This window comes from Pseudomonas sp. DP-17 (assembly GCF_022380625.1).
Lineage (GTDB): Bacteria > Pseudomonadota > Gammaproteobacteria > Pseudomonadales > Pseudomonadaceae > Pseudomonas > Pseudomonas nitroreducens_A.
This window is the reverse complement of the sequence record NZ_JAKSXG010000001.1, coordinates 667,854-691,134: the sequence shown is the minus strand read 5'-3', so window position 1 is coordinate 691,134 and position 23,281 is coordinate 667,854. Positions and strand designations below refer to the sequence as shown.

Annotated in this window: 27 protein-coding genes; 15 read left to right on the top strand and 12 right to left on the bottom strand. The window is 64.5% G+C overall.

Annotated features, from left to right (window positions below; genetic code table 11):
* Positions 1–54: 54 nt before the first annotated feature.
* Positions 55–777, top strand: a complete 723-nt coding sequence (locus MJ122_RS03250) for an adenosylcobinamide-GDP ribazoletransferase (RefSeq protein WP_239742810.1) — start codon at positions 55–57, stop codon at positions 775–777.
* A gap of 213 nt (positions 778–990) precedes the next feature.
* On the opposite strand, the gene MJ122_RS03245 is transcribed toward MJ122_RS03250, so the two are convergent.
* Positions 991–2,811, bottom strand: coding sequence for an acyl-CoA dehydrogenase C-terminal domain-containing protein (locus MJ122_RS03245; RefSeq protein WP_239742245.1), 1,821 nt, complete (start codon positions 2,809–2,811; stop codon positions 991–993).
* Between the two features lie 191 nt (positions 2,812–3,002).
* Here MJ122_RS03245 and MJ122_RS03240 point away from each other — a divergent pair, with 191 nt between their 5' ends.
* The 5 genes from MJ122_RS03240 to MJ122_RS03225 all read left to right on the top strand — a co-directional run bounded on the left by MJ122_RS03240 (position 3,003) and on the right by MJ122_RS03225 (position 6,512).
* Positions 3,003–3,419 carry a MarR family winged helix-turn-helix transcriptional regulator gene (locus MJ122_RS03240; RefSeq protein WP_088416471.1) on the top strand — a complete coding sequence of 139 codons (417 nt, stop codon included), beginning with the start codon at positions 3,003–3,005 and terminating at the stop codon, positions 3,417–3,419.
* 74 nt (positions 3,420–3,493) lie between these two features.
* Positions 3,494–4,687, top strand: coding sequence for an MFS transporter (locus MJ122_RS03235; protein ID WP_239742807.1), 1,194 nt, complete (start codon positions 3,494–3,496; stop codon positions 4,685–4,687).
* Positions 4,684–4,806: a hypothetical protein gene (locus tag MJ122_RS30005; protein ID WP_275590609.1), complete on the top strand. Its 123-nt coding sequence runs from the start codon at positions 4,684–4,686 to the stop codon at positions 4,804–4,806. Before MJ122_RS03235 ends, MJ122_RS30005 begins: the two co-directional genes overlap by 4 nt.
* A gap of 48 nt (positions 4,807–4,854) precedes the next feature.
* Positions 4,855–5,406, top strand: coding sequence for a glutathione peroxidase (locus tag MJ122_RS03230; RefSeq protein WP_239742243.1), 552 nt, complete (start codon positions 4,855–4,857; stop codon positions 5,404–5,406).
* 170 nt (positions 5,407–5,576) lie between these two features.
* Positions 5,577–6,512, top strand: a complete 936-nt coding sequence (locus MJ122_RS03225; protein WP_088416473.1) for a DUF2167 domain-containing protein — start codon at positions 5,577–5,579, stop codon at positions 6,510–6,512.
* Between the two features lie 235 nt (positions 6,513–6,747).
* Here MJ122_RS03225 and MJ122_RS03220 read toward each other — a convergent pair whose 3' ends face one another.
* The 3 genes from MJ122_RS03220 to purM are packed head-to-tail and all read right to left on the bottom strand — an operon-like array spanning position 6,748 to position 9,186.
* Positions 6,748–7,464: a DUF3108 domain-containing protein gene (locus MJ122_RS03220; protein ID WP_088416474.1), complete on the bottom strand. Its 717-nt coding sequence runs from the start codon at positions 7,462–7,464 to the stop codon at positions 6,748–6,750.
* A gap of 10 nt (positions 7,465–7,474) precedes the next feature.
* A complete protein-coding gene (gene purN, locus MJ122_RS03215) occupies positions 7,475–8,125 on the bottom strand; it encodes a phosphoribosylglycinamide formyltransferase (protein WP_239742242.1) in 651 nt (216 codons plus the stop codon).
* Entirely contained in the window at positions 8,125–9,186 is a 1,062-nt protein-coding gene (purM, locus tag MJ122_RS03210) for a phosphoribosylformylglycinamidine cyclo-ligase (protein WP_239742240.1), read from the bottom strand. The genes purN and purM overlap by 1 nt, the downstream gene beginning before the upstream one ends.
* Positions 9,187–9,397: 211 nt before the next feature.
* On the opposite strand from purM, the gene MJ122_RS03205 reads away from it, so the two are divergent.
* Entirely contained in the window at positions 9,398–10,438 is a 1,041-nt protein-coding gene (locus tag MJ122_RS03205; protein WP_239742237.1) for a DUF2066 domain-containing protein, read from the top strand.
* Between the two features lie 145 nt (positions 10,439–10,583).
* Positions 10,584–11,288 (top strand): DnaA regulatory inactivator Hda, encoded by a 705-nt coding sequence (gene hda / locus MJ122_RS03200; RefSeq protein WP_026079383.1) that lies wholly within the window; start codon positions 10,584–10,586, stop codon positions 11,286–11,288.
* A 32-nt stretch (positions 11,289–11,320) separates the two neighbouring features.
* On the opposite strand, the gene MJ122_RS03195 is transcribed toward hda, so the two are convergent.
* From MJ122_RS03195 to arsC, 3 genes are read right to left on the bottom strand one after another with little or no spacing between them, the layout of a single operon-like run.
* Entirely contained in the window at positions 11,321–11,770 is a 450-nt protein-coding gene (locus MJ122_RS03195; RefSeq protein WP_088416478.1) for a DUF2069 domain-containing protein, read from the bottom strand.
* On the bottom strand, positions 11,771–12,367 hold the full coding sequence (gene wrbA / locus MJ122_RS03190; RefSeq protein WP_239742236.1) for an NAD(P)H:quinone oxidoreductase: 597 nt from the start codon (positions 12,365–12,367) through the stop codon (positions 11,771–11,773).
* Positions 12,364–12,717: an arsenate reductase (glutaredoxin) gene (gene arsC / locus MJ122_RS03185; protein ID WP_239742234.1), complete on the bottom strand. Its 354-nt coding sequence runs from the start codon at positions 12,715–12,717 to the stop codon at positions 12,364–12,366. The genes wrbA and arsC overlap by 4 nt, the downstream gene beginning before the upstream one ends.
* A gap of 125 nt (positions 12,718–12,842) precedes the next feature.
* Here arsC and MJ122_RS03180 point away from each other — a divergent pair, with 125 nt between their 5' ends.
* Positions 12,843–14,072: a YihY family inner membrane protein gene (locus tag MJ122_RS03180; protein ID WP_239742232.1), complete on the top strand. Its 1,230-nt coding sequence runs from the start codon at positions 12,843–12,845 to the stop codon at positions 14,070–14,072.
* Between the two features lie 167 nt (positions 14,073–14,239).
* Positions 14,240–14,434, top strand: a complete 195-nt coding sequence (locus MJ122_RS03175; RefSeq protein WP_088416482.1) for a hypothetical protein — start codon at positions 14,240–14,242, stop codon at positions 14,432–14,434.
* Positions 14,435–14,438: 4 nt separating this feature from the next.
* On the opposite strand, the gene MJ122_RS03170 is transcribed toward MJ122_RS03175, so the two are convergent.
* Entirely contained in the window at positions 14,439–14,834 is a 396-nt protein-coding gene (locus MJ122_RS03170) for a hypothetical protein (protein ID WP_239742228.1), read from the bottom strand.
* 184 nt (positions 14,835–15,018) lie between these two features.
* Positions 15,019–16,428, bottom strand: a complete 1,410-nt coding sequence (locus MJ122_RS03165; RefSeq protein ID WP_088416484.1) for a PilZ domain-containing protein — start codon at positions 16,426–16,428, stop codon at positions 15,019–15,021.
* A gap of 30 nt (positions 16,429–16,458) precedes the next feature.
* Here MJ122_RS03165 and MJ122_RS03160 point away from each other — a divergent pair, with 30 nt between their 5' ends.
* Positions 16,459–16,929: a TlpA disulfide reductase family protein gene (locus tag MJ122_RS03160; protein WP_239742226.1), complete on the top strand. Its 471-nt coding sequence runs from the start codon at positions 16,459–16,461 to the stop codon at positions 16,927–16,929.
* The gene (locus tag MJ122_RS03155) at positions 16,929–17,204 is read left to right on the top strand and encodes an acylphosphatase (RefSeq protein ID WP_088416485.1); all 276 of its coding nucleotides are present in this window, start codon (positions 16,929–16,931) and stop codon (positions 17,202–17,204) included. Before MJ122_RS03160 ends, MJ122_RS03155 begins: the two co-directional genes overlap by 1 nt.
* 3 nt (positions 17,205–17,207) lie before the next feature.
* Here MJ122_RS03155 and MJ122_RS03150 read toward each other — a convergent pair whose 3' ends face one another.
* Entirely contained in the window at positions 17,208–18,164 is a 957-nt protein-coding gene (locus MJ122_RS03150; protein WP_017522125.1) for a hypothetical protein, read from the bottom strand.
* An 8-nt stretch (positions 18,165–18,172) separates the two neighbouring features.
* Positions 18,173–19,888, bottom strand: coding sequence for a proline--tRNA ligase (locus MJ122_RS03145; protein ID WP_239742224.1), 1,716 nt, complete (start codon positions 19,886–19,888; stop codon positions 18,173–18,175).
* A gap of 111 nt (positions 19,889–19,999) precedes the next feature.
* Here MJ122_RS03145 and MJ122_RS03140 point away from each other — a divergent pair, with 111 nt between their 5' ends.
* Positions 20,000–20,407: a PaaI family thioesterase gene (locus MJ122_RS03140; RefSeq protein ID WP_239742805.1), complete on the top strand. Its 408-nt coding sequence runs from the start codon at positions 20,000–20,002 to the stop codon at positions 20,405–20,407.
* Between the two features lie 85 nt (positions 20,408–20,492).
* Here MJ122_RS03140 and MJ122_RS03135 read toward each other — a convergent pair whose 3' ends face one another.
* On the bottom strand, positions 20,493–21,815 hold the full coding sequence (locus MJ122_RS03135) for an OprD family porin (protein ID WP_017522122.1): 1,323 nt from the start codon (positions 21,813–21,815) through the stop codon (positions 20,493–20,495).
* Positions 21,816–22,531: 716 nt separating this feature from the next.
* Here MJ122_RS03135 and MJ122_RS03130 point away from each other — a divergent pair.
* The gene (locus MJ122_RS03130) at positions 22,532–22,957 is read left to right on the top strand and encodes an HIT domain-containing protein (protein ID WP_239742222.1); all 426 of its coding nucleotides are present in this window, start codon (positions 22,532–22,534) and stop codon (positions 22,955–22,957) included.
* Between the two features lie 3 nt (positions 22,958–22,960).
* Positions 22,961–23,167: a SlyX family protein gene (locus MJ122_RS03125; protein ID WP_088416488.1), complete on the top strand. Its 207-nt coding sequence runs from the start codon at positions 22,961–22,963 to the stop codon at positions 23,165–23,167.
* Positions 23,168–23,281 lie beyond the last annotated feature (114 nt).

The window sequence follows — 23,281 nt, the reverse complement described above, 5'->3', positions numbered from 1 at the left end:
GAGCCCGCCGAGCAGAGCGGGGCGGACGCGCACGCCGTCCAACTCAGCGACTGGCTGCTGCCGTTGGTGGCGCTGCAGTTCCTCACCCGCCTGCCGGTACGCCTGGGGCACATGCCGACGCCTGAGCAGTTTGGCCGCGCCACCCTGTACTACCCGTTGGTGGGCCTGCTGATCGGTGCGGTGCTGTTCGCCATGGGCGGGTTGCTCGGCGGCGTGCACCTGTTGTTGCAGGCGGCGCTGATCCTGCTGGTGTGGGTCGCCTTCACCGGCGCGCTGCACCTCGATGGCCTGGCCGATACCGCGGACGCCTGGATCGGCGGCCTGGGTGATCGCGAGCGTACCCTGGCGATCATGAAGGACCCGCGCTGCGGCCCGGCGGCGGTGGTCGCGCTGGTGCTGTTGCTGCTGCTCAAATTCGCGGCGATCACCGCCGTCCTGGGCAATCACCAGCACTGGGGCCTGCTGCTGGCGCCCTGGCTGGGGCGCTGCGCGCTGCCGCTGCTGTTCTTCACCACCGACTATGCGCGCAAGGGCGGGCTGGGCCAGGCGCTGGCCGACCATCTCCCGCGTGGCGCAATGCCGTGGGTGCTGGCGGCCAACGCGGCGCTGATGGTGCTGGTGGGCCTTTCCGGCCTGCTGGCGCTGGCGGTCGCGTTGGCATTGTTCGTCTGGCTGCGCAGCCGCTTCATCGCCCGCCTGGGCGGCACCACCGGGGATACCGCCGGGGCGATGCTGGAGATGATCGAGTGCGCGGTGCTGGTGGCGTTGGCGCTCTGATTGCGTTCTCCACGCAAGGCGTGAGCTCGCGCAAGGGCCCCTCTCCCTGAAGGGAGAGGGGCAGTATGGTGCAGGTTGACGCCACGGTTTCAGTTGGCACGGACGGCGCCCTCTCCCTTCGGAGCGGGGCGCGCAGCCAGGGCGGGGGAGAGGGCTGAAGTTCGCGCAAGGAGGTCAGGCAGGTGCGAGCGAGGACCACCATTAGCGCCTTGGTCAATCAAAGGCGAAGTGTTCCGTCTTCAATCCCATGATCGAGCGCACCGGCTTGGCCATCGCTGATGCATGCCCCTTGGCGCGCGGCAGCAGGCGGGCGAAGTAGAAGTCGCTGGTGGCGATCTTCGCCTTGTAGAAGTCGCTCGACTCGCTGCCACCCTGGCGCAGGCGCTTGCGCGCGGCGGCTTCCTGCAGTGCCCAGGAATACGCCAGCGCGGCGTAGCCGGAGAACATCAGGTAGTCGTGGCTGGCGGTGCTCACCAGGTCGCGTTGCTTGCGGGCGGTGAGGGCTATGCGCAGCGTCAGCAGATTCCACTGCGCGCAGAGCTTGAGAAGCGTGAGCGCGCGGCCGCGCATGGCCGGCTCCTGCTTGAGCAGGTCGACGGCGAACTTCGCCACCTGCCGGGTGAAGTCGCGCACGGCCTTGCCCTGGGTCATCAGCAGCACCTTGCGGCCGAGCAGGTCCAGCGCCTGGATGCCGGTGGTGCCTTCGTAGAGCGTGGCGATCCGCGCGTCGCGGACGATCTGCTCCATGCCGTGTTCCTTGATGTAGCCGTGGCCGCCGAACACCTGCATGCCCAGGTTGGCGCTCTCCAGGCCCAGTTCGGTCAGGCAGCCCTTGAGGATCGGGGTGAGGAAGCCGAGCTTGTCGTCCCAGCGGTCGTACTCCGCGTTGTCGTTGGTCAGCAGGCCCTGGATCATCTTGTCGGCGTACTGGGTCGCCAGGTAGATCAGCGCGCGGCCGCCTTCGGCCACGGCCTTCTGGGTCAGCAGCATGCGGCGCACGTCGCCGTGGTGCATCAGGCTGTCGGCGATCTCGCCCGGTTCCTTGGTGCCGGAGAGGGCGCGCATGGAGCGGCGCTCACGGGCATAGGCCAGCGCGCCCTGGTAGGCCAGTTCGGCGGTGGCCACACCTTGTATGGCGGTGCCGATGCGGGCGCTGTTCATGAAGGTGAACATGCACTCCAGGCCCTTGTTCGGCTCGCCGATCAGGTAGCCGGTGGCGCCGTCGAAGTTCATCACGCAGGTGGCCGAGGCCTTGATGCCCATCTTCTTTTCCAGCGCGCCGCAGGTGACGCCGTTGCGCGGGCCGAGCGTATTGCCTTCGCCCGGAAGGAACTTCGGCACGATGAACAGCGAGATGCCGCGCGTGCCTTTCGGTGCGTCCGGCAGGCGGGCGAGGACGATGTGAACGATGTTCTCGGTGAGGTCGTGCTCGCCGGAGGAGATGAAGATCTTGGTGCCGGTGATCGCATAGCTGCCGTCGGCGTTCGTTTCCGCGCGGGTCTTCACCTGGCCCAGGTCGGTGCCGCATTGCGGCTCGGTCAGGCACATGGTGCCGCCCCAGCGGCCTTCGGTGAGCGGGGTGAGGTAGGTGCGTTTCTGCTCCTCGGTGCCATGCTGCATCACGGTGTTCATCGCGCCCAGCGACAGGCCCGGGTACATCGAGAACGGCCAGTTGGCGGTGCCCATCATCTCCTGCTTGAGCGCGCCCAGGCTCATCGGCAGGCCCTGGCCGCCGTATTCCACCGGGTGCGACAGGCCCTGCCAGCCGCCGGCCACATAGGCGTCATAGGCTTCCTTGAAGCCCTTGGGCGTGCGCACCTCGCCGTTCTCCAGGTGGCAGCCTTCCTCGTCGCCGCTGTGGTAGAGCGGGGCGATCACTTCCTCACAAAGCTTGGCGCATTCGCCGAGGATGGCGTCGACCATGTCCGGCGTGGCTTCGCCGCCATTCACCAGATTCTGGTAGTGGGCAGGGAAGTCGAAGACTTCATTGAGCAGGAAGCGGGTATCGCGCAGCGGAGCTTTGTAGACGGGCATCGGGGACCTCGGACCGTGATGCGCCCCGTCGGAAGCGCGGGGCTGGATGGCCGCAGTTATACGGCTGGCTCCGCGTGATGCCCTTGGCTGCGCCAACGCCATGCATTGGCAGATGGGACAATCGGCCAGATGGGACAATTGGTCGCGTCGGCCATTGACCGCTCCGCAGATGCGGGTATATACATGCATCCATGCTGACCACCCAATGCCTCTGCACCAAACTGCGCCGCTCGGCCCGCGCCGTGACCCGCGTCTATGACGATGCCCTGAAGGGCGTCGGGTTGACCACTGCGCAGTTTTCCCTGCTGCGGCACCTGTCGCGGCTGGAGCAGCCGAGCATCTCCGAGCTGGCCGAGGCCATGGGCCTGGACCGCAGCACGCTGGGGCGCAACCTCAAGCCGCTGGAGGCCGATGGCCTGGTGAAGCTGGAAGAGGGTGAGGATCAGCGCAACCGTATCGTGGTGCTGACTCCGGCCGGGCTCGAGCGCATCGTGCGCGGTCGCGATGCCTGGGACGCGGCGCAGTTGGACGTGGCGTCGCATCTGGGCGATGAAAAGTGCCGTCAGCTGGAAGCCTTGCTGGATGAACTGGCCGCGCTGGAGAGCTAGCGGCGGCCTGCATGCCATTTGGAAGAACGAACAAAAGCGGGTATATACCCGTGTAGGAGCAATCGATGTCGAAGCTGTCGCGCACGGGGTTCTGGATACTGCTATCCGGCGCCCTGATCCTCGCCCTGTCCCTGGGCATCCGCCATGGCTTCGGCCTGTTCCTCGCGCCGATGAGCGCCGAATTCGGCTGGGGGCGTGAGACCTTCGCCTTTGCCATCGCTCTGCAGAACCTGATCTGGGGTATCGCCCAGCCGTTCACCGGCGCCATTGCCGACCGCTTCGGCGCGATGCGCACGGTACTGGTGGGCGGCATTCTCTATGCCGTCGGGCTGGTGCTGATGGGCTATTCCGACTCGGCCTTCAGCCTGTCCATGAGCGCCGGCCTGCTGATCGGCATTGGCCTTTCGGGCACCTCGTTCTCGGTGATCCTCGGTGCGGTGGGGCGTGCGGTGCCGCTGGAGCGCCGCAGCATGGCCATGGGCATCTCGGCGGCAGCGGGTTCCTTCGGCCAGTTCGCCATGCTGCCGGGCACCCTGGGACTGATCGGCTGGCTGGGCTGGTCCGCTGCGCTGCTGGCGCTGGGCCTGCTGGTGGCCTTCATCGTGCCGCTGGCGGTGCTGATGAAGGACAAGCCGCTGCCGATGCAGGGCCACGAGCAAACCTTGGGCGAGGCGCTGCGCGAGGCGGCCGGGCATTCCGGCTTCTGGCTGCTGTCCCTGGGCTTTTTCGTCTGTGGCTTCCAGGTGGTATTCATCGGTGTGCACCTGCCGGCCTACCTGGTGGACCGCCACCTGCCCGCCACCGTCGGCACCACGGTGCTGGCGCTGGTAGGTCTGTTCAATGTCTTTGGCACCTACATTGCCGGCTGGCTGGGCGGGCGGATGAGCAAGCCCCGGCTGCTCACCGGCCTGTACCTGTTGCGCGCGGTGGTGATCGTCGCCTTCATCTGGGCGCCGCTGAGCGTCTGGACGGCCTACGCCTTCGGCATCGCCATGGGCCTGCTGTGGCTGTCCACCGTGCCGCTCACCAACGGCACGGTCGCGACCCTGTTCGGCGTGCGCAACCTGTCGATGCTCGGTGGCATCACCTTCCTGTTCCACCAGCTCGGCGCCTTCCTCGGCGGCTGGCTGGGCGGCTACGTGTATGACCACACCGGCAACTACGACCTGGTCTGGCAGGTTTCCATCCTCCTCAGCCTGCTGGCCGGTCTGCTCAACTGGCCGGTGCGCGAGCGCCCGGTCGAGCGTGCCGCGCTGGGGGCGGCGTGAAGCGCCCACTGGTGATCGCTCTGGTGCTGGGGCTTGGCCTGGCGCTGGCTGGTATCGCGTGGTGGGGCTGGCAGCGCGGCGGGCTGGCGTTGATGCAACTGGGCATGGGCAGTTGCTGATGCATGGCGCGCGAGGTAGCGTGGCGGGATAGTTCGAGGATCACAGCCATGCGTCTTTCCCTGCTCGCCCTGTCTCTGTTGTTGCCCCTGGCCGCTCAGGCCGCCGACTGCCCGGCGCTGCTCAAGACCCAGGGGGAATTGCCCAAGTTGCGCTCCAAGGATGTGCTCGACCTTTGCGAGCTCTATGCCGGCAAGCCCTTGCTGGTGGTGAATACCGCCAGCCATTGCGGCTTCACCCCGCAGTTCAAGGGCCTCGAGGCTGTCTACCAGAAGTACAAGGGACAGGGCCTGGAAGTGCTCGGCGTACCCTCCGATGACTTCAAGCAGGAAGATGCCGACTCCGCCGAAACCGCGAAGATCTGCTACGGCAACTACGGCGTGACCTTCAACATGACCTCGGTGCAGCACGTCAGCGGCGACGAGGCGATCCCGCTGTTCAAGGACCTCGCCCAGCAGGCCGACCAGGTTCCGCGCTGGAACTTCTTCAAGTACGTGGTGGACCGCCAGGGCAAGGTGGTGGCGGAGTTCTCCAGCCTGACCAAGCCGGATGATCCGGAGCTGCAGGCAGCCATCGAAAAGGCTATCGCCAGCCGACCCTGAGGTTCGAGGAATCATGATGAAGCCGGGCCAAGGCCCGGCTTTTTTGTGCGCCAGCGCAGGCGGAGGGGAAATTTCCTGTTACAGGTTTAGCCATGGGATGCGACAATTCGCGCCCGGCGGCATGGCAATTGGCCGCTGATGTCATGGATACGATTCAGGAGATTCACCCTATGGATGGCAAAGCCCTCTTCCTGGCTGCCTTGCTCGCACAGGCCATCGCCGCCCCGGCGTTCGCCGCACCCGCTACCAACAACCAGAGCGAAAGCCCCGCAGCCGCCGCTGCTCCCGCTCCCGCCGCCGAGTCGGACGAGGAGATGTCGCCCGAGACCTTCGTCGCCAGCCTGCACTTCCAGAAAGGCAAGGTGGTGGTCGGCGATAACCTCGCGACCTTCGATCTGCCGGAGAACTTCGTCTTCCTCGACGGCAAGGATGCCGAGCGCGTATTGGAAGCCTGGGGCAATCCACCCTCCGATCCGCCGCTGGGCATGCTGATGCCGGCAGGCGTCTCGCCGTTCGATGCCGAGTCCTGGGCCGTGACCGTGCAGTATGAGGAGAGCGGCTACGTCTCGGACGAGGACGCGGCAAAGATCGACTACGCGGAAATGCTCAAGGACATGCAGGACGACCTCAAGGAAGCCAACCCGCAGCGTGAGCAGCAGGGCTTCGAGTCGATCCAGCTGATCGGCTGGGCCGCGCCGCCGCGCTATGACGCGGCGGAGAAGAAGCTGTACTGGGCGAAGGAGCTGCAGTTCGGCGACGCCAAGGAGCACACGCTGAACTACAACATCCGCGCGCTGGGCCGCAAAGGTGTGCTGGTGCTGAACTTCGTTGCCGGCATGGAACAGCTGCCAGAGATCGAGAAGAACGTCGGCAAGGTGCTGGCGATGACCGAGTTCAACCCGGGCAACCGCTATGTCGACTTCAACCCCAGCGTCGACAAGGTTGCCGCTTATGGCCTGGGCGCGCTGATCGCCGGCAAGGTCGCCGCCAAGGTCGGGCTGTTCGCGACCCTGCTGGTGCTGCTGAAGAAGCTGTGGATCGTACCGGCCCTGGCCATCGGCTGGATTGCCCGCCGCTTCAAGCGCAAGCCGTCGAACGAAGGCTGATTCCCCAGCCTGACTTTCGAAGCACAAAACAGCCGGGCATTGCCCGGCTGTTTTATTGGCCGCTCACTACGGCGTACGGCTCTTCGTATGAGCGAGCTTGCTCGCGAAATGGGTGTCCGGCGGCATCGGTGCCAAGCGCTTCGCAAGCAAGCTCGTTCCTACAGGTCCCGCGCGTTGCGTGGAGCGGACATGAAAAAGCCGGGCAATGCCCGGCTTTTTCGTTCGTGCCGAAGGATCAGCCTTTATCGCCCTGGACGGTCTTGCCGCCCACGGTGCCTTCCTTGAGCATGATCTGGTATTCCTTGCCGTCGGACTCCTGCTGGTACAGGCGCACGAGGAGGAAGTCCCAATCCTTGGCAAACCAGAGGATGGTCTTGCGGTTGCTCTTGGTGGGGTCGCGCACGCGCTCCACCTTGATCGCGGTGATCAGGCCGGCCTGGGTGCGGACCTTCTCCTCGCCCAGCACGCGGAAGTCGTAGGTATCGGTATCGGTACCCTCGATCACCTGGTAGCTCATCGCCTTCTTGCCGACGGCCACGTCATGCTGCAGCGCAAGCTGGTAGGTGGACTTATCCAGCTGGCCCTTGTTCAGCGGCTGGCGCACCTGGTCGCCACGGTCACTGCCCAGCACCTGCTTTTCGGCCCAGTCGAAATCGAGCTCGGTCTGTTTGTTCTTGCCCAGGCCTTCGCGGGCCCAACGGTAGGTCAGCGGCAGGTAGGTGTCGTTCTCCACCTTGAAGGTGCTGCTTTCAGTCAGGCTGGCGAGCAGCATGGAGGCCTTGAAATCCAGTTCCCAGCGACCGCCGTCGCCTTGCTTGAGGCTGCGGGAGGCGGTCCCGCTGATCGGCATCTGTTTCCAGTCGGCGGTATAGCTGGCCTCGAACGGCTTCAGCTCGAAAGCCTGGGCCGGCAGGGCCAGTACAGCCATCAGGAACAGCAGGGCTCTACGCATCGCGAATCTCCTAGGTTCGGTACAAATGGCCGGAGGCGGGCAGAAGCTGCCCATCCAGCGTGGCGCCATGTTCACTCAGCCTTACTCGGCCTTCGGCGAACCAGCGCATGGCCAGCGGATAGATCACATGTTCCTGCACGTGAACGCGCTGCGCCAGCGTTTCCGGCGTGTCGTCAGACTCTACCGGGATTGCCGCCTGTACGACCAGAGGACCGCCGTCAAGTTCCTCGGTGACGAAGTGCACGCTACAGCCGTGCTCGGCGTCGCCGGCCTCCAGCGCACGCTGGTGGGTGTGCAGGCCCTTGTACTTGGGCAGCAGGGACGGATGGATGTTCAGCAGCCGACCCTGGTAGTGACGCACGAAGTCCGCGCTCAGGATGCGCATGAAGCCGGCGAGCAGCACCAGGTCGGCATCGAAGCCGTCGATGGCCTGGACCAGTGCGGCATCGAAGCTTTCGCGGTCGGCGTAGGACTTGTGGTCGAGGAAGCGCGTCTCGATGCCGGCCTTGCGCGCACGCTCGAGGCCGTAGGCATCCGCGCGGTTGGAGATCACCGCGCGGATCACTGCCGGCGTGTCAGCGCCGGCGAGACTGTCGATCAGGGCTTGCAGGTTGCTGCCGGAGCCGGAAATCAGCACCACGACATTGCAAGGTGTGGACATCAGTGGCCTTTCAGGTTGTTCAGGACCACGCGCTCGGCGTCGGCGGCGCAAGCGTCGATGCGGCCGATGACCCACGGCTGCTCGCCGGCGTCACGCAGGGCCTTCAGGGATGCCTCGACCTGGTCCTGGGCGACGCAGATGACCATGCCCACGCCGCAGTTCAGCACGCGGTGCATCTCGGTCTCGTCGACGTTGCCTTTTTCCTGCAGCCAGTCGAAGACCGCCGGACGCTGCCAGCTGGCTACGTCAACCACGGCCTGGGCGTTGTCCGGCAGCACGCGCGGGATGTTGTCCAGCAGACCGCCGCCGGTGATGTGGGCCATGGCCTTGACCGAGCCGGTCTGTTTGATCAGCTGCAGCAGCGGCTTGACATAGATGCGGGTCGGGGCCATCAGCAGATCGGCCAGGGGCTGGCCATCCAGCTGGGTGGACTCGATGTCGGCGCCGGAGACTTCGATGATCTTGCGGATCAACGAGTAACCGTTGGAGTGCGGCCCGGAGGAGGGCAGGGCGATCAGGGCGTCGCCGGCGACCACTTTCGAGCCGTCGATGATTTCCGATTTTTCCACGACGCCGACACAGAAGCCGGCCAGGTCGTAGTCTTCGCCTTCGTACATGCCCGGCATCTCGGCGGTCTCGCCACCGACCAGGGAACAACCAGCCAGCTCGCAACCGGCGCCGATGCCGGTGACTACGGTGGCGGCCACGTCGACGTTGAGCTTGCCGGTGGCGTAGTAGTCCAGGAAGAACAGCGGCTCGGCGCCGCAGACGACCAGGTCGTTCACGCACATCGCGACCAGGTCCTGGCCGATGCTGTCGTGCTTGTTCAGGTTCAGCGCCAGGCGCAGCTTGGTGCCGACGCCATCGGTGCCGGAGACCAGTACGGGTTGCTTGTAGCCGGCCGGGATTTCGCACAGAGCGCCAAAGCCACCCAGGCCGCCCATGACTTCCGGACGCGCGGTGCGCTTGGCCACGCCTTTGATGCGTTCGACCAGGGCTTCGCCGGCGTCGATGTCCACACCGGCGTCCTTGTAGCTCAACGAGGGTTGCTTGTTGCTCATAAATCCAGGCCTATAGAAGGGATGATTCGTCTTGCCGCCGGGTGCGCCGTTCGCGCTTCCCGGCCTGCGCGGGAGGCGCGGGATTTTATCAGGCTTGCCCGGCAGCGGCCATCTCGCGCTGTTGCCGCTGGCCGGACGGCTGTTTAAGGTATAGGCCTCATTGCCAGCTCATAGCGCGCTGGCATCTTCGTTTTCGCTGCGAGAGCCCGCCATGCGCCTGACCGCCCGCCTGTTGATCCTCTGCCTGTCGCTGTTCAGCCTGCCATCCTTCGCTGAAACGCTGGGCAACCTGTACCAGGTGCACGAACCGGTCGCCTCCCAGCAGCCGGACGAGCGCAATGCCGGCCTGACCCGTGCCCTGCAGACCCTGGTGCTGCGCCTGACCGGCAACGCCAGTGCCGCGCAGAGCCCGGCGCTGGCCGGTTACTTCAAGGACCCGCAGCAGCTGATCAGCCAGTACGGCTTCGAGAACGGCCCGCCCATGGCGCTGGTGGTGGACTTCGATCCGACCGCTACCGACAACGCCTTGCGCCAGGCCGGCCTGCCGGTCTGGGGCGCCAGCCGCCCGAGCGTGCTGGCCTGGTGGTTGAACGAAAGCGCCGACGGCAGCAGCCTGGTGGGCGACAGCCAGGAAGCCTCCGCCCCGCTGAATCGCGCCGCCCAGCGTCGCGGCCTGCCGCTGCGCCTGCCGATGGCTGATCTGAGCGAGCAGCAGGTCGGCACCGCCGAGAACCTCAACGCCGCCCAGCCCGACGCGTTGAAATCCGCGTCCGAGCGTTACGGCGCTGATGCCCTGCTGGCGGTGGACGCCAAGGAAGCCGATGGCAAGTGGACCGCCACCTGGCGCGTGTGGCTGGGTGACAGCCGTGAACAGGGCCAGGCCCAGGGTGATACCCCGGACGCGCTGGCCGATGCGGTGATGCTCGGTGTGTCGCAGCGCCTGTCGCAGCGTTTCGTCGGTTCGGCAGGCTCGGCCTCGGCCCAGGTCCTGCAGATCGAGGGCGCCGACCTCGCCCGTTACGCCGAAGTCTCGCGCCTGCTGGAGCCGATGGGCGCCAAGCTGGTGGAGGTCCAGGGCAGCAACCTCGTCTACCGCGTGACTGCCAGCACCGAGCAACTGCGTGCGCAACTGGCACTGGCCCGACTGCAGGAGGCCCCGGCCGAGCCGGCGCAACCGGCGGTGGACGCCAATGGTCAGCCGGTGCCGAACGCTGCCGTGCCGGCGCAGAGCACCCTGCGCTTCCACTGGTAACAAACAGCCTGGGTGCGGGCAAAGACCCGCTTCCAGGCGCCGGCGGCTCTGAGTCGCACGTGGTAGCTGCGTTATCCTTCTGATTTGGATAAACTTTCAGTCATCAAGGCCCACCCCAAGCGATTGACGAAACGCCCGGCCCCGCATGACTCCTATGCAGCTTCCCCTAAGCGTACGCCTGCGTGATGACGCAACGTTCGCCAACTACTACCCCGGTGCCAACGCCGCGGCGCTCGGCTACGTCGAGCGTCTGTGCGAGCCCGAGGCCGGGTGGACGGAAAGCCTGATCTATCTCTGGGGTGCCGAGGGCGTGGGCCGCAGCCATCTGCTGCAAGCGGCCTGCATTCGTTCCGAGCAACTGGGTGAGCCGTCCGTCTATCTGCCGATGGCGGACCTCGTAGCCTACGGTCCGGAGATCTTCGACAACCTCGAGCAGCGCGAGCTGGTCTGCCTGGACGAGATCGATGCGCTGGCCGGCAAGCGTGAGTGGGAAGAGGCGCTGTTCCACCTGTTCAACCGCCTGCGCGACTCCGGCCGCAAGCTGCTGCTGTCGGCCTCGGTCTCACCGCGCGAGCTGCCGGTCAAGCTACCGGACCTGAAGTCCCGCCTGACCCTCTCGCTGATCTTCCAGCTGCACCCGCTGACCGATGACGAGAAGCTGCGCGCCCTTCAGCTGCGCGCTTCGCGCCGTGGCCTGCACCTGACCGACGAAGTGGGGCGCTTCATCCTCACCCGCGGTGCGCGTAGCATGCAGTTCCTCTTCGACCTGCTGGACGAGCTGGACAAGGCCTCGCTGCAGGCCCAGCGCAAGCTGACCATTCCCTTCCTCAAGGAAACCATGGGCTGGTAGGCTCGCAGTTCCCTTGATTCCTGGTTTCCCAATCAGGCGTTTGTCGCTTCCTGCTGCAGGTCCTGACCTTCGCCAGCCCGCTTGCGGTCGTACTGGAAGCGCCAGCGCGTGTACATCAGCGCCGAGCAGAACAGCGACACGCTGAGGATGATCTCCGCCCAGCCAAAGATGGCATGGTTGGGGTCGAAGGCGTTGAGCACGCCGAGGATGAAGTACAGGTTGATCACGTAGCACGCCCAGGCGTGACCGCGTGCGCTGCCAATCAGGATACCCGGCGCGACCACCAGCAGCGGCAGCAGCTTGAAGCCCAGAAAGACCCACGGTACCCAACGCGCGCCACCGTGGGCGTCGGCGAACAGCACATCCCAGATGGCGATGAGCAGGATCAGCCCGATGAAGCTGCCGAGGGCGACCGCACGGCTGGCCGCCAACCGGGGTTCTAGCCATTCCATGGGCGGCAGCGGTTTGTTCTTGCGGGCCATTCAGCTCTCCAGTTTGCGGGCGACTTCGGCCAGGCGCTTGCCGAGCGCGCGGCACAGGGTGATTTCGTGTTCGTCCAGGCTGCGCTTGCCGTCGGCAGTGGCGAAGTGGCTGGCGCCATAGGGCGTGCCGCCGCCTCGGGTTTCCAGCAGGGCGGGCTCGCTGTAGGGGATGCCGGTGATGATCATGCCGTGGTGCAGCAGCGGCAGCATCATCGACAGCTGGGTGGTCTCCTGGCCGCCGTGCAGGCTGGCGGTCGAGGTGAACACCGCCGCCGGCTTGCCCACCAGGCCGCCGGTCAGCCACAGGCTGCTGGTGCCATCGAGGAAGTACTTGAGCGGCGCGGCCATGTTGCCGAAGCGGGTCGGGCTGCCGAGAACGAGGCCCGAGCAGTTCTTCAGGTCATCCAGGGTGGCATAGAGCGCGCCCTCCGGCGGGATGTCGGGGGCGACGGCTTCGCACTCGGTGGAAACCGCCGGCACCGTGCGCACGCGAGCCTCCAGGCCGCCCTGCTCGACGCCACGGGCGATCTGCCGCGCCATTTCGGCGGTGGCGCCGTGGCGGCTGTAGTACAGGACCAGGATGTAGGGAGCGCTCAAGGCAGGATCTCCAGCACTTTCTCCGGCGGACGGCCGATCACGGCCTTGTCGCCGACGATAACGATCGGGCGTTCGATCAGCTTGGGATGACTGACCATCGCCTCGATCAGCTGGTCGTCGGTCAGTGCCGGGTTGGCCAGGTTCAGGTCCTTGTACTCGTCCTCCCCGGTGCGCAGCAGCTGGCGCGCGCCGATACCCAGCTTGGCCAGCAATGCCTTGAGCTCGGTGGCGTTCGGCGGGGTTTCCAGGTAGCGGATGATTTCCGGCTGGATGCCGCGTTCCTCAAGCAGTTCGAGGGCGCCACGGGATTTGGAACAGCGCGGATTGTGAAAAATTGAAATCTGGCTCATGTGCCGGGACTCGCAAGGCCGATGAAGTGGCGGCTATTCTAACCGCCTCCTCGGACTGGACTGAACCGCTGTCGTTCGCCGCGATCCAGGAGTACGGTTTTTTCAGTGCAGCCAAAGGATATTTCATGCACGAACGCTTGCAGGGCCTGGTCGAATTCGGCCGCTATCTGGTCCAGCGCTTCCTCGCCGACAAAGCGCCCAACAGCGCCGCGGCCCTGACCTACACCACCCTGTTCGCGGTCGTCCCGATGATGACCGTGACCTTCGCCATGCTCTCGGCCGTGCCGGCGTTCGAAGGCATGGGCGAGCGCATCCAGCTGTTCGTGTTCCGCAACTTCGTGCCGTCCACTGGCGAGGCGGTCGAGGCCTATCTGCGCAACTTCACCGTGCAGGCGCGCCACCTGACCTGGTTGGGCGTGGCTTTCCTGGCGGTCACCGCCTTCACCATGCTGGTAACCATCGAGAAAGCCTTCAATGCCATCTGGCGCGTGCGCCAGCCGCGCCGGGGCGTGACCCGCTTCCTGCTGTACTGGGCGATTCTCAGCCTCGGGCCGCTGCTGCTGGGCACCGGTTTCGCCGTGTCCACCTACATCACTTCGCTGTCGCTGCTCTCCGGCCCCCATGCGCTGCCGGGGGCGGCGATGCTGCTCAAGTTCATGCCATTGCTGGCCAGCGTGGCGGCCTTCACCCTGATCTATGCGGCGGTGCCCAACGCGCGGGTGCCGTTCCTGCATGCACTGGCTGGCGGTGTCTTCACCTCGATCCTGTTCGAGGCGGCCAAGTCGCTGTTCGGCTTCTACGTGAGCTTCTTCCCCGGCTACAAACTGATCTACGGCGCTTTCGCCACCGTGCCGCTGTTCCTGCTGTGGATCTGGCTGTCGTGGCTGATCGTGCTGTTCGGCGCAGAGCTGGTCTGCAACCTGTCCTCGACCCGTCTCTGGCGGCGTCGCGCCCTGCCGCGGCTGTTGGTGATCCTGGGCGTGCTGCGGGTGTTCTTCGACCGCCAGCGCCACGGCCTGCCGACGCGCCTGGCGCATCTGCACCGCGCCGGCTGGCTGCTGCCGGAGGATGAATGGGAAGAGGTGCTGGATTTCCTCGAGGGGGAGCAACTGGTCTGCCGCGCCGGTTCTACCACTGCCGCCTGGGTGCTCTGTCGCGACCTTGGCAGCTACAGCCTGCACCATCTGCTCAATCGCAGCCCCTGGCCACTGCCATGCCTCGAGGCCTTGCCAGCGAAGCTGGACGAGCCCTGGTATCCGGAACTGCGGGACACCCTGGCGCGCTACCAGGCGGATCGGCAGGAGCTTTTCGGTGACAGCCTGGCGAAATGGTTGAAGCCGTCACATTCCGAGTGACGCAAAACGTCAGTTTGCGGCGATTCTGATTCTTTCGGCCCCGCAATCCGCCTCAGAAATGCGCCATTTCTCGCTGTATCGGAATTGGCACAGTTCTGGCTATGGTCTGGCTATGAAGCGGACGGACACAGATGTCCTGAAGAAGTTCCTCCAAGGCCAGCGAATCCATGAAAAAAGACCAGAACAACGTAGTGCACCTGCATCAGCGCGATCTGTCGAGCGCCCTGGAGCGGTTGAATAGAATCACTGGTCTGCAATTCAGCAGCTGGCCTGAATCGCTCCTTCCCACTGTTCCACAGGACATCGCCGAACCCGCTGCGGCTGAACCGGCGGACGAGGCACTGGTGCGCCAGCTGGGCTGAATCCTCAGAGGCTGGTGGCCACCGGGCGCGTTGCGCCGGCCTGCTGTTCCACCGCCTGCATGAAGACTTCTTCGGTGATGACGCGCGACAGCGGGATGGCCGCGCGCAGCTTGATCTGCGCATCCTCGATCCGCTGGGTAAACGCCAGGCGCGCCACGCCCGAGAGCAGGATGCGGCTCTGCTTGTTGACCGTGCCATGATCGACCACCACTTCCCGGCTGCGCTCACCATCTCGGTAGCTGAGCAGCAGCGTCACCGGCAGTTCCGCCACGCCGGGCAGATGTAGCCACACCGCGACGTTGAAGTCGGCCAGTCGTCCCCCGCTGGCCGCATTGGCCGGCCGTGCGCTGGCGACAATATGGCTGGGAACCTTGCTGACAAGCTGGTCTGTAGGCTGCATCGGGCTGTCCTGTCGATGGAGGCTGGCGTACATGGCGCCAGTCGCATTCTGAAGGCCGCTGAATGATCGGCGAGCGAGAGTCGTCCAGGAGTCAGGACGAACGTTCGAATTATAGGGATGAGGCTTCCGGGCATTCCGGGCTTACTGCCGATCTTGCCTGTGACATTTCTCCCAAAATCGACAATCAGGCCAGGCGCAGCGGGTGGCGGGCTACCAGTGGTGTGCTGAGGTTGGCGGCGGGCAGCGGCAGGATGGTCTGGTTGTCGAAGCTGGCCAGTTGCAGCCAGAGGTTCTCGCCTTCGACGAAGTTGCCGTGGGGCACCCAGAGCCCGTGATACCAGCCGTTGCCCGGCTCCGGCGTGCTCTGCAGGACGCCGGGATGGCGCTGCGCGTCGGGTGTACGGCGCAGCCAGACCGGGCGGGGAAGTCCTTTGAGGTAGCGCAGGCCGAGGTGCAGTCCTTCGCTGTTGAGATGGCGCCAACGCACCACGGCCAGGGTGGGTGTGCCGCCGTTGCCGGGTATCAGCAGCAGTTGGCCGACCGGAAGCTGCCCGGCCTGCTGGCCGCTACAGAGGATTCGCGCGCCGCCGGCGCTGACGTCCATCAGGGCGGCTTCCCGGCAGGGGATGGCCGAGCTGTCCAGCAGGTGTTGCTGGATCGCCGGAAGGCCTACAACCACTCGACAGGTGCCGTTCTGCTCGGCGCGCTCGTGGCGGCGCGCCTGGTGCCCAAGCCAGTGGTGGCGGATGCGCTCCAGTAGCGCGCCTTGCTCCAGGCGGCGCAGCGGCGCGGGATCATGCAGGGCGATCAGCAGCGCGCCCAGTTCCAGGCGACGTAATTGCTCGGCGGGCGCATCGACGGCCTGCTCGGCGGCCAGACAGGGCTGGTCGGAGCCCAGGTCGACCACGAAGCCTTCCTGTTCTTCATCGTCCCAGGGCTGCAGCCGGCCCAGCGCGGCCAGTGGCGCCAGGGCGCTGAATAGCTGAGGCGCCTCGCCATCGGTGAGGTGGAACGGATTGCTCAGGGCCAGCAGCAGGATCTGCTGGTACAGCCCGCGCAAGGTGCCGGCCGGCACCGGATCGAAAGCGGCGGCGACCGGTTCGTCCAGGCACTCCTGATGCTCGCCGATCCAGTACAGCAGGTGGCTGTCGCGCCAGAGGCTGCCGGGCGGCTGCTGGTACTGCTGGTAATGCCGCAGTAACGCCTGGGCGAGGAAGTGCTGGGCCATGTAAAGGCACCAGGCCATGTGCGGCCGCGATGGCTTGCGGCCATGCAGGATCTGCAGCAAAAGGCGTTTGAAGCCGGCTGCCAGCTCGCCGCAGAAGTGCACGAAGAGCGCGGGCGGCGTGCGCTCCTGGCGTATCAGCCGTTCGTAATGCCGATATTCTTCGCTGAGGCTTTGCAGGGCGCGTTGTCTTTCCAGTAAGGTCAGCGCGCATCGGTTGAGGCGGAACAGCGTGCCCAGCGCTTTCTGCAGTCCTTCCTGCAGGGGCTGCTGCCGCGATTCCTGGAGCCTGACCGCCAGATTGCTCATTGCCTCGGCATCTTCTTCGAGGATGTCCGGCACCTCCAGGCGCAGGGCATCGAGCATCATGACCACCCCGCATACACGAGGACTGAAGGCATGGGAATGCGGCTCCGTATTGTGATGGGCTTGATGGCCGGCCTGATCCTGGCCGGCTGCTCGGCGGACTATGGCACCGATCAGCATGGACAGAAAGTACCCGCTGCAAGCGTAGATGGCCAGTGGCTAGTCATTAATTACTGGGCTGAGTGGTGTGCGCCTTGCCGCAAGGAAATTCCCGAGCTGAATCATCTGGCCGAGGAGGGCAGGTCTAAGGGCTTCCGGGTGCTGGGTGTGAACTTCGATGGGCTGCGCGATGCGGAACTGGCAAAGGCGTCCCAGGCGCTGGGCGTGCAGTACACCGTGCTGGCCGACGACCCTGCGCCGCGCTACAGCCTGCCGCGCAGCGAAGCGCTGCCTGTCACCTATATCATTGACCCTGACGGCAAGATGCGCGAGCAGTTGCTCGGCGAGCAGACCGCCGCCGACCTGCAGGCGCGCCTGAGCGCGTTGCGCGAGGAGAAGCAGTGATGGCCAGGATCTGTCTGCACGGCTATATCAGCGGCAAGGTGCAGGGCGTCTATTTTCGCCAGAGCACCCAGGAACAGGCCGAGCGCCTGGATATCGACGGTTGGGTGCGAAATCTCGCTGACGGGCGCGTCGAGTTGTTGATCGAGGGTGAGGAAGAGGCGCTGCGCGAGCTGGAGAAATGGCTGGCGCGCGGCCCGGTGAAGGCCAAGGTGGCGGCGGTAGAGCTGCAGCCGATGACACCCCAGGGTATCACCGGCTTCATCGTTCGCCGCTAGGCGTCAGTTACTGGCGCCAGGGTCTGCTGCCAGGCGACCGGCGTCGGTCATCAGGCTGCGGAGGAACTCCTTCTGCAGTTCCGGATCGTTGCGGGTCAGCTCGATCAGGCTCTGCTCCAGTTCGCTTGCTTCCTCCTCCAGACCGAGGTCGGAAAGGCGCTTCACCCGGTGTACCCAGTGGTGCACATCATCACCTTCCAGGTCGTCGTAGATCAGCGCGTGGGCTTCCCGCAGCTTGCCGCGAAGCGTGCGGCTGACCAGCAGGCTGGCATCCGCGCGCGTATCGTCCGCAGGGTCCTGAACGCTGAACTGCAAGCGGCCGATTCGGCTGACCTCGTCGTCGCTGAAGGGACCTTCCAGCAGGTTCAGGCGCAATACGCCGTGGCGGTCGGTCAGCAGTTCCTGGGAGTTCTTGCCGGCGGTGACGGTGACCGGGCGCTCCGACCAGGGCAGGCTGGAGTACTCGGTGCGCTTGTCGCGCTGCTTCTCGTCGATCGCCGCCAGGTTCTGCTCGGCGCGGCCGTTGGACTGGACGTTCATGAACGGGTTCATGCCGTCTATGCCATAGCGGATCCAGCCGCGGGTGACGCTCTCGGGCAGGTTGCCCAGGGCGAACACGTTGACCACATTGGCGCCGATACCCCCGACGAAGGCGACCACGCCCAGCGGCATCTCGTACACCTTGCGCCAGCCCTGGTACGGCGTGTAACGGTCGTAGCGGCGAGTGACCTCGAACTCGGTGACTTCGAAGGTCTTCTGTTCCTGCACGCGGATCCGGCGCTGCGGCAGTTCCAGGGTGCCCGGCGTGCCTACGTCGATCTGCAGGCTGTGGTCGAGCAGTTTACGTTCGACTCGCTCTTCATGCTCGCTGCGTTGCGGCAGCTGGTTGGCGCAGCCGCTCAGCAGAAGGCTGCCGCACAGGGCGGCAGCCGCGAGGCTAGTGGTACTTCGGGTGGACATCGCTCTGCTCAGTTGCGGATCTTGGCCGTGATGAAGGCTTGCAGGTCGGAGAGGGCAACCGGTTGCGACTCGGCGTCACGGCGGCCCTTGTATTCCAGGGTGCCTTCGTCCAGGCCGCGCTCGCTGACCACGATGCGGTGCGGGATGCCGATCAGCTCCATGTCGGCGAATTTCACGCCGGGGCTGGTTTTCTTGTCGCGGTCGTCCAGCAGCACTTCGAAGCCGGCGGCGCTGAGGTCGGCGTACAGCTTGTCGGTGGCGGCGCGCACGGCCTCGTTCTCGTACTTCATCGGCACGATGGCGATCTGGAAGGGCGCCAGGGCGGCCGGCCAGAGGATGCCGCGGTCGTCGTAGTTCTGCTCGATGGCGGCGGCGACCACGCGGGACACGCCGATGCCGTAGCAGCCCATGATCAGGGTCACCGGCTTGCCGCTCTCGCCCAGTACGGAAAGCTTCATGGCTTCGCTGTACTTGGTGCCGAGCTGGAAGATGTGGCCGACTTCGATGCCGCGACGGATGACCAGGGTGCCCTTGCCGTCCGGGCTCGGGTCGCCTTCGACGACGTTGCGCAGGTCGGCGACTTCCGGTACCGGCAGGTCGCGTTCCCAGTTCACGCCGAAGTAGTGCTTGTCGTCGACGTTGGCGCCGGCGGCGAAGTCGCTCATCAGCGCAACGGATCGGTCGATGATGCAGGGCAGCGGCAGGTTCAGCGGGCCGAGGGAGCCGGGTGCGGCGCCGATGGCGGCCTTGATGTCCGCTTCGCTGGCCATCTGCAGGGGGCTGGCCACCAGCGGGTGGTTGCCGGCCTTGATCTCGTTGAGTTCATGGTCGCCACGGACGATCAGGGCGATCAGCTTGCCCTCTTCGGCGGCATGAACCACCAGGGTCTTGATGGTCTTCTCGATCGGCAGGCCGAACTTTTCCACCAGGGCGGCGATGGTCTTGGTCTCGGGGGTGTCGACCAGGCGCAGCTCTTCAGTGGCGGCGCCGCGAGCGGTCTCGCGGGGCAGGGCCTCGGCCTTCTCGATGTTGGCGGCGTAGTCGGTGGATTCGCCGAAGACGATGTCGTCTTCGCCGGAGCCTGCCAGCACGTGGAATTCATGGGAACCGCTGCCGCCGATGGAGCCGTTGTCGGCCTGCACGGCACGGAAGTCCAGGCCCAGGCGGGTGAAGATCCTGCTGTACGCGCCGTACATGACGTCGTAGGTCGCCTGCAGGGATTCCTGGGTGGTATGGAAGGAATAGGCATCCTTCATGATGAATTCGCGCCCGCGCATCAGACCGAAGCGCGGACGGATCTCGTCACGGAACTTGGTCTGGATCTGGTACATGTTGATCGGCAACTGCTTGTAGCTGTTCAGCTCGTTGCGCGCGAGGTCGGTGATCACTTCCTCGTGGGTCGGGCCGACGCAGAAGTCGCGGTCATGGCGATCCTTCAGGCGCAGCAGCTCAGGGCCGTACTGCTGCCAGCGGCCGGATTCCTGCCACAGTTCGGCGGGCTGGATGGCGGGCATCAGCACCTCCAGCGCGCCGGCGGCATTCATTTCTTCGCGAACGATGGTCTCCACCTTGCGCAGTACCCGCAGACCCATTGGCAGCCAGGTGTAGAGACCGGATGCCAGCTTGCGGATCATGCCGGCGCGCAGCATCAGCTGATGGCTGATGACGACCGCATCGGAAGGGGTTTCTTTCAGGGTGGACAGCAGGTACTGACTGGTACGCATCTTTGGCCGTTTTGTCGGTTGCGAAGGGGGATATAGGCTGGGCATTGTACGGTGCAGGTCTGGCTGCGTACAGGGCGCGGCAGACGGAGACGGAGGAGTGGCGTGAGTCGTTTGAATGCAGCCCAGGTACAGGCGTTCATCCGCGCGGGATTACCCATGGCGGACGACATGGATTTACGCATCGATGCACTGGAGGGGCGCAGTGCCTTCGTGCGAGTTCCTTTCCACGACCGGATGGTTCGCCCAGGCGGAACGGTATCCGGCCCCACCATCATGGCGCTGGCGGATGCGGCGATGTATGCGGTGATCCTGGCGCAGCTGGATAACGTCGAGATGGCCGTTACTTCCAATCTCAATATCAACTTTCTCAGCAAGCCAAAGCCCGAAGACCTGTTGGCGGAAGCGAAGATATTGAAGCTGGGGCGTCGGCAGGTTGTTTGCGAAGTAGCTGTCTACTCGGTCAGCAATCCGCAGGAGTTGGTTGCCCATGTAACCGGCACCTATGTATTGCCGATGTAACAGATACGTTCGAAGTTGTAGGTAAGTTGCAATAAAAAAGCCCGGCAGAAGCCGGGCTTTTCAGTTACCTGCGGTTCGCTCTGAATTACAGAACGGACAGCGGGTAGTCGATGATCAGACGGAACTCATCGATGTTGCCTTCAGCCTGGTCGGCGTTGGCGCGGTGCCAGGCCTGACGAGCACGGAAGGACAGGTCTTTCGCCGGGCCGCTCTGGATGACGTATTTGGCTTCCAGGTTGGTCTCGCGGTGTTTGCCGTCCGGACCGTAGCCGTAGTTGGCGTAGGGGCTGTTCGGATCGATCTTGTCGCCGTCGATGTCCTTACCGTAGATGTAGCGGCCCATGAAGGTCAGGCCCGGAACACCGTACTCGGCCATGTTCAGGTCGTAGCGGCCTTGCAGGGATTTTTCACCCGGGCCGTTGAAGTCGGAGTACTGAACGGAGTTGGCGAGGAAGATCGAGTCGCCGCCAGCGTTGTTGTCGCCGATACCGATGTAGTCGAACGGAGTGTTGCCGTTCACTTTCTGGAAGGCCAGGGTCAGGGTATGCGCGCTGATGGTGTAAGCGGCGGCCAGCGAGAAGGTGTTGTTGCTGATATCGCCGAGCTTGGCGGAACCTTCGTCGCGGGTGTTGTAGTAGTTGAAGTCCAGGCCGAGGGACTGATTGTCAGCGATCGGCAGGGTGTAGTTCAGGTTCACGTAGTACTGGTCCCACAGGTCTTCGACCTTGGCGCCGTACAGCGAAGCGGAGAACTGATCGTTGATGGCGTACTTGCCACCCAGGAAGTCGGCACTGTTGGCGGTGACGCCACCGTACTGGGACCAGATCTCACCGTCGCGGTTGGTGGTGTCCTGACCGGTACCGGAGTAGAAGTGACCGCCTTCCAGATCCAGGCCGTCGATTTCGCTGCTCATCAGGCTGAAGCCGCTGGCGGTTTGCGGCAGCAGGCGGGTGCCGCCTACAGCGAACACCGGCGCGGTGGGCTGCATGTCGCCGAATTTCAGCTCGGTCTTGGAGATACGGATTTTGACCGCTGCGCCGGCTTTGCCGAAGTCGTCAGCCTTGTCGCCGTCATCGTGGACCGGCAGGTTGCCGGTGCCGCCGTAGCCGCTGCCGCCGTCGAGTTTCAGGCCCAGGTAGCCGAAGGCGTCAACGCCGAAACCCACGGTGCCCTGGGTGAAGCCGGAGTTGTAATTGGCCCAGAAACCTTGGGTCCAGTCACGGGCATCGGTGGCACCGTCTTTCTTGTTGCGATTGAAGTAGTAGTTGCGAACCAGGAAGTTCAGGCTGCTGTCTTCGACAAAGCCTTTTGCATCAGCCTGATTGCCTACGAAGGGCTCGGCCATTGCCAGTTGCGTGCTGCCTGCAGATACCGCCAGGGCGATGGCGCTCCACTTCATCACTTTCATTGTGATTGCTCCTTTGGTTTTGAAATTATTCGCCATCACTCATGCCGCTGTGACGGCTCTTTCTTTTTTTGTCGGCGCTAACTTATAGCACGCGTGTTCAGTTGGCGATAGTTGCCCAAATGAACACACAAAATCTTTACGGGACTGTCGCAAAGCTGCATGACGCATGTCGCATTCAAGCAGTTCTCATGTTGCAAAAAGAGATTGCCCCCTGATTGCTTCAATGATGCTTCAGTCCTTGTGGTTCTCTATTCCATTGACCACTTCTTATGTTCTCCCGCCTCCGCGTCCACTTCTCCAATTGGGATGGCCGTCGGTGCGCTGTCCTTGCCTCTAGCAACAACCGTGCACAAATGCCCGAAGCTGCCTTCACAGTGTTCGTCTTGCGACGTGTTGACGCATTTCACGGCTTCCGTTGGGGATTTGCAACATCCGCGAGCACGCATGTCGTTTTCTGGCATCCCGTAGTTGTGGCTGTTTAAACGATTTTTCGCCGCCGATCGCCGTGATTGCCGTGCAGATTCCTGCACGCGCCTGTTGTCGGGATATGCCCATTCGCGTCATGCGCGATGCTGGTGCAGCGTTGCAACGGGTGCGCACCGGCACGATGCGTCGGTCGGGCATGTTCGCTGGCAGGGCTCTCTAGTATTCTTCGCGCCCTTCGGCTCCTCCAAGGAGCTAGGCTTAAACAAGGCTCGTCGAACAGGAGAGGTCTTATGTTCGCCCTGGATTCCCGCCTCCAGCAGGACACCGTCGCGGTGGGTGATTTCCCGCTGAGCAGCCTGCTGTTGATGAACGACTCGCAGTATCCGTGGTTCATCCTAGTTCCGCGTCGCGAAGACGTCAGCGAAATCTTCCAGCTGGATTCCGCCGATCAGCAGCAGTTGTGGCGTGAAGCGACTCAACTGGCGGAAGTGCTCAAGGACACTTTCGATGCGGACAAGATGAACGTGGCCAATCTCGGCAACGTTGTCAGCCAGTTGCATGTACACGTGATAGTGCGCCGGCAGGATGATGTCGCCTGGCCGGGGCCGGTCTGGGGCAAGCACCCGGCGGTGCCGTATAAAGAAGAAGAGCTGGCGCGTGTGCGCGAGAAGCTGCGCATGGTGCTGGGCGATGGATTTCGCTTCGGCCAGGAGTGAGTGATGGAGTTGGATACTCGAGTAACGGATCTGGAAAGCCGGCTGGCCTTCCAGGATGACGCACTGCAGACCTTGAGCGATGTGGTCTACGAGCAGGAGCGCGTGATCGAGCGCTTGCGCTTGCAGATGCAGGCGCTGCTCAAGCGTCTGGAGGACCTGCAGGGTCAGGTTGGCATCGCTGAAGATGACGCTCCTCCGCCGCATTACTGAGTCTTGCCTTGCTCCCACGCCGCCGCCCTCCAGACGCAACTCGGTTCCCGGTCGTCGGCTGGCGTTGGTAGCTGGAGTGTGACAATCGGGCGCACAGGCAAGCGTCGTTTGTGC

Excerpts from the sequence above, each read along its gene's own strand:
- MJ122_RS03240 (WP_088416471.1), top strand. The coding sequence starts at position 3,003 with ATGCTGACCACCCAATGCCTCTGCACCAAACTGCGCCGCTCGGCCCGC.
- MJ122_RS03155 (WP_088416485.1), top strand. The coding sequence starts at position 16,929 with ATGGCCAGGATCTGTCTGCACGGCTATATCAGCGGCAAGGTGCAGGGC.
- MJ122_RS03245 (WP_239742245.1), bottom strand. The coding sequence starts at position 2,811 with ATGCCCGTCTACAAAGCTCCGCTGCGCGATACCCGCTTCCTGCTCAAT.
- purM (WP_239742240.1), bottom strand. The coding sequence starts at position 9,186 with ATGAGCAACAAGCAACCCTCGTTGAGCTACAAGGACGCCGGTGTGGAC.
- hda (WP_026079383.1), top strand. The coding sequence starts at position 10,584 with ATGACTCCTATGCAGCTTCCCCTAAGCGTACGCCTGCGTGATGACGCA.
- MJ122_RS03145 (WP_239742224.1), bottom strand. The coding sequence starts at position 19,888 with ATGCGTACCAGTCAGTACCTGCTGTCCACCCTGAAAGAAACCCCTTCC.
- MJ122_RS03175 (WP_088416482.1), top strand. The coding sequence starts at position 14,240 with ATGAAAAAAGACCAGAACAACGTAGTGCACCTGCATCAGCGCGATCTG.
- MJ122_RS03170 (WP_239742228.1), bottom strand. The coding sequence starts at position 14,834 with ATGCAGCCTACAGACCAGCTTGTCAGCAAGGTTCCCAGCCATATTGTC.
- MJ122_RS03230 (WP_239742243.1), top strand. The coding sequence starts at position 4,855 with ATGCGTCTTTCCCTGCTCGCCCTGTCTCTGTTGTTGCCCCTGGCCGCT.
- MJ122_RS03135 (WP_017522122.1), bottom strand. The coding sequence starts at position 21,815 with ATGAAAGTGATGAAGTGGAGCGCCATCGCCCTGGCGGTATCTGCAGGC.
- MJ122_RS03160 (WP_239742226.1), top strand. The coding sequence starts at position 16,459 with ATGGGAATGCGGCTCCGTATTGTGATGGGCTTGATGGCCGGCCTGATC.
- purN (WP_239742242.1), bottom strand. The coding sequence starts at position 8,125 with ATGTCCACACCTTGCAATGTCGTGGTGCTGATTTCCGGCTCCGGCAGC.
- MJ122_RS03225 (WP_088416473.1), top strand. The coding sequence starts at position 5,577 with ATGGATGGCAAAGCCCTCTTCCTGGCTGCCTTGCTCGCACAGGCCATC.
- MJ122_RS03130 (WP_239742222.1), top strand. The coding sequence starts at position 22,532 with ATGTTCGCCCTGGATTCCCGCCTCCAGCAGGACACCGTCGCGGTGGGT.
- MJ122_RS03150 (WP_017522125.1), bottom strand. The coding sequence starts at position 18,164 with ATGTCCACCCGAAGTACCACTAGCCTCGCGGCTGCCGCCCTGTGCGGC.
- MJ122_RS03205 (WP_239742237.1), top strand. The coding sequence starts at position 9,398 with ATGCGCCTGACCGCCCGCCTGTTGATCCTCTGCCTGTCGCTGTTCAGC.
- MJ122_RS03180 (WP_239742232.1), top strand. The coding sequence starts at position 12,843 with ATGCACGAACGCTTGCAGGGCCTGGTCGAATTCGGCCGCTATCTGGTC.
- MJ122_RS03165 (WP_088416484.1), bottom strand. The coding sequence starts at position 16,428 with ATGATGCTCGATGCCCTGCGCCTGGAGGTGCCGGACATCCTCGAAGAA.
- MJ122_RS03195 (WP_088416478.1), bottom strand. The coding sequence starts at position 11,770 with ATGGCCCGCAAGAACAAACCGCTGCCGCCCATGGAATGGCTAGAACCC.
- MJ122_RS03125 (WP_088416488.1), top strand. The coding sequence starts at position 22,961 with ATGGAGTTGGATACTCGAGTAACGGATCTGGAAAGCCGGCTGGCCTTC.
- MJ122_RS03220 (WP_088416474.1), bottom strand. The coding sequence starts at position 7,464 with ATGCGTAGAGCCCTGCTGTTCCTGATGGCTGTACTGGCCCTGCCGGCC.
- arsC (WP_239742234.1), bottom strand. The coding sequence starts at position 12,717 with ATGAGCCAGATTTCAATTTTTCACAATCCGCGCTGTTCCAAATCCCGT.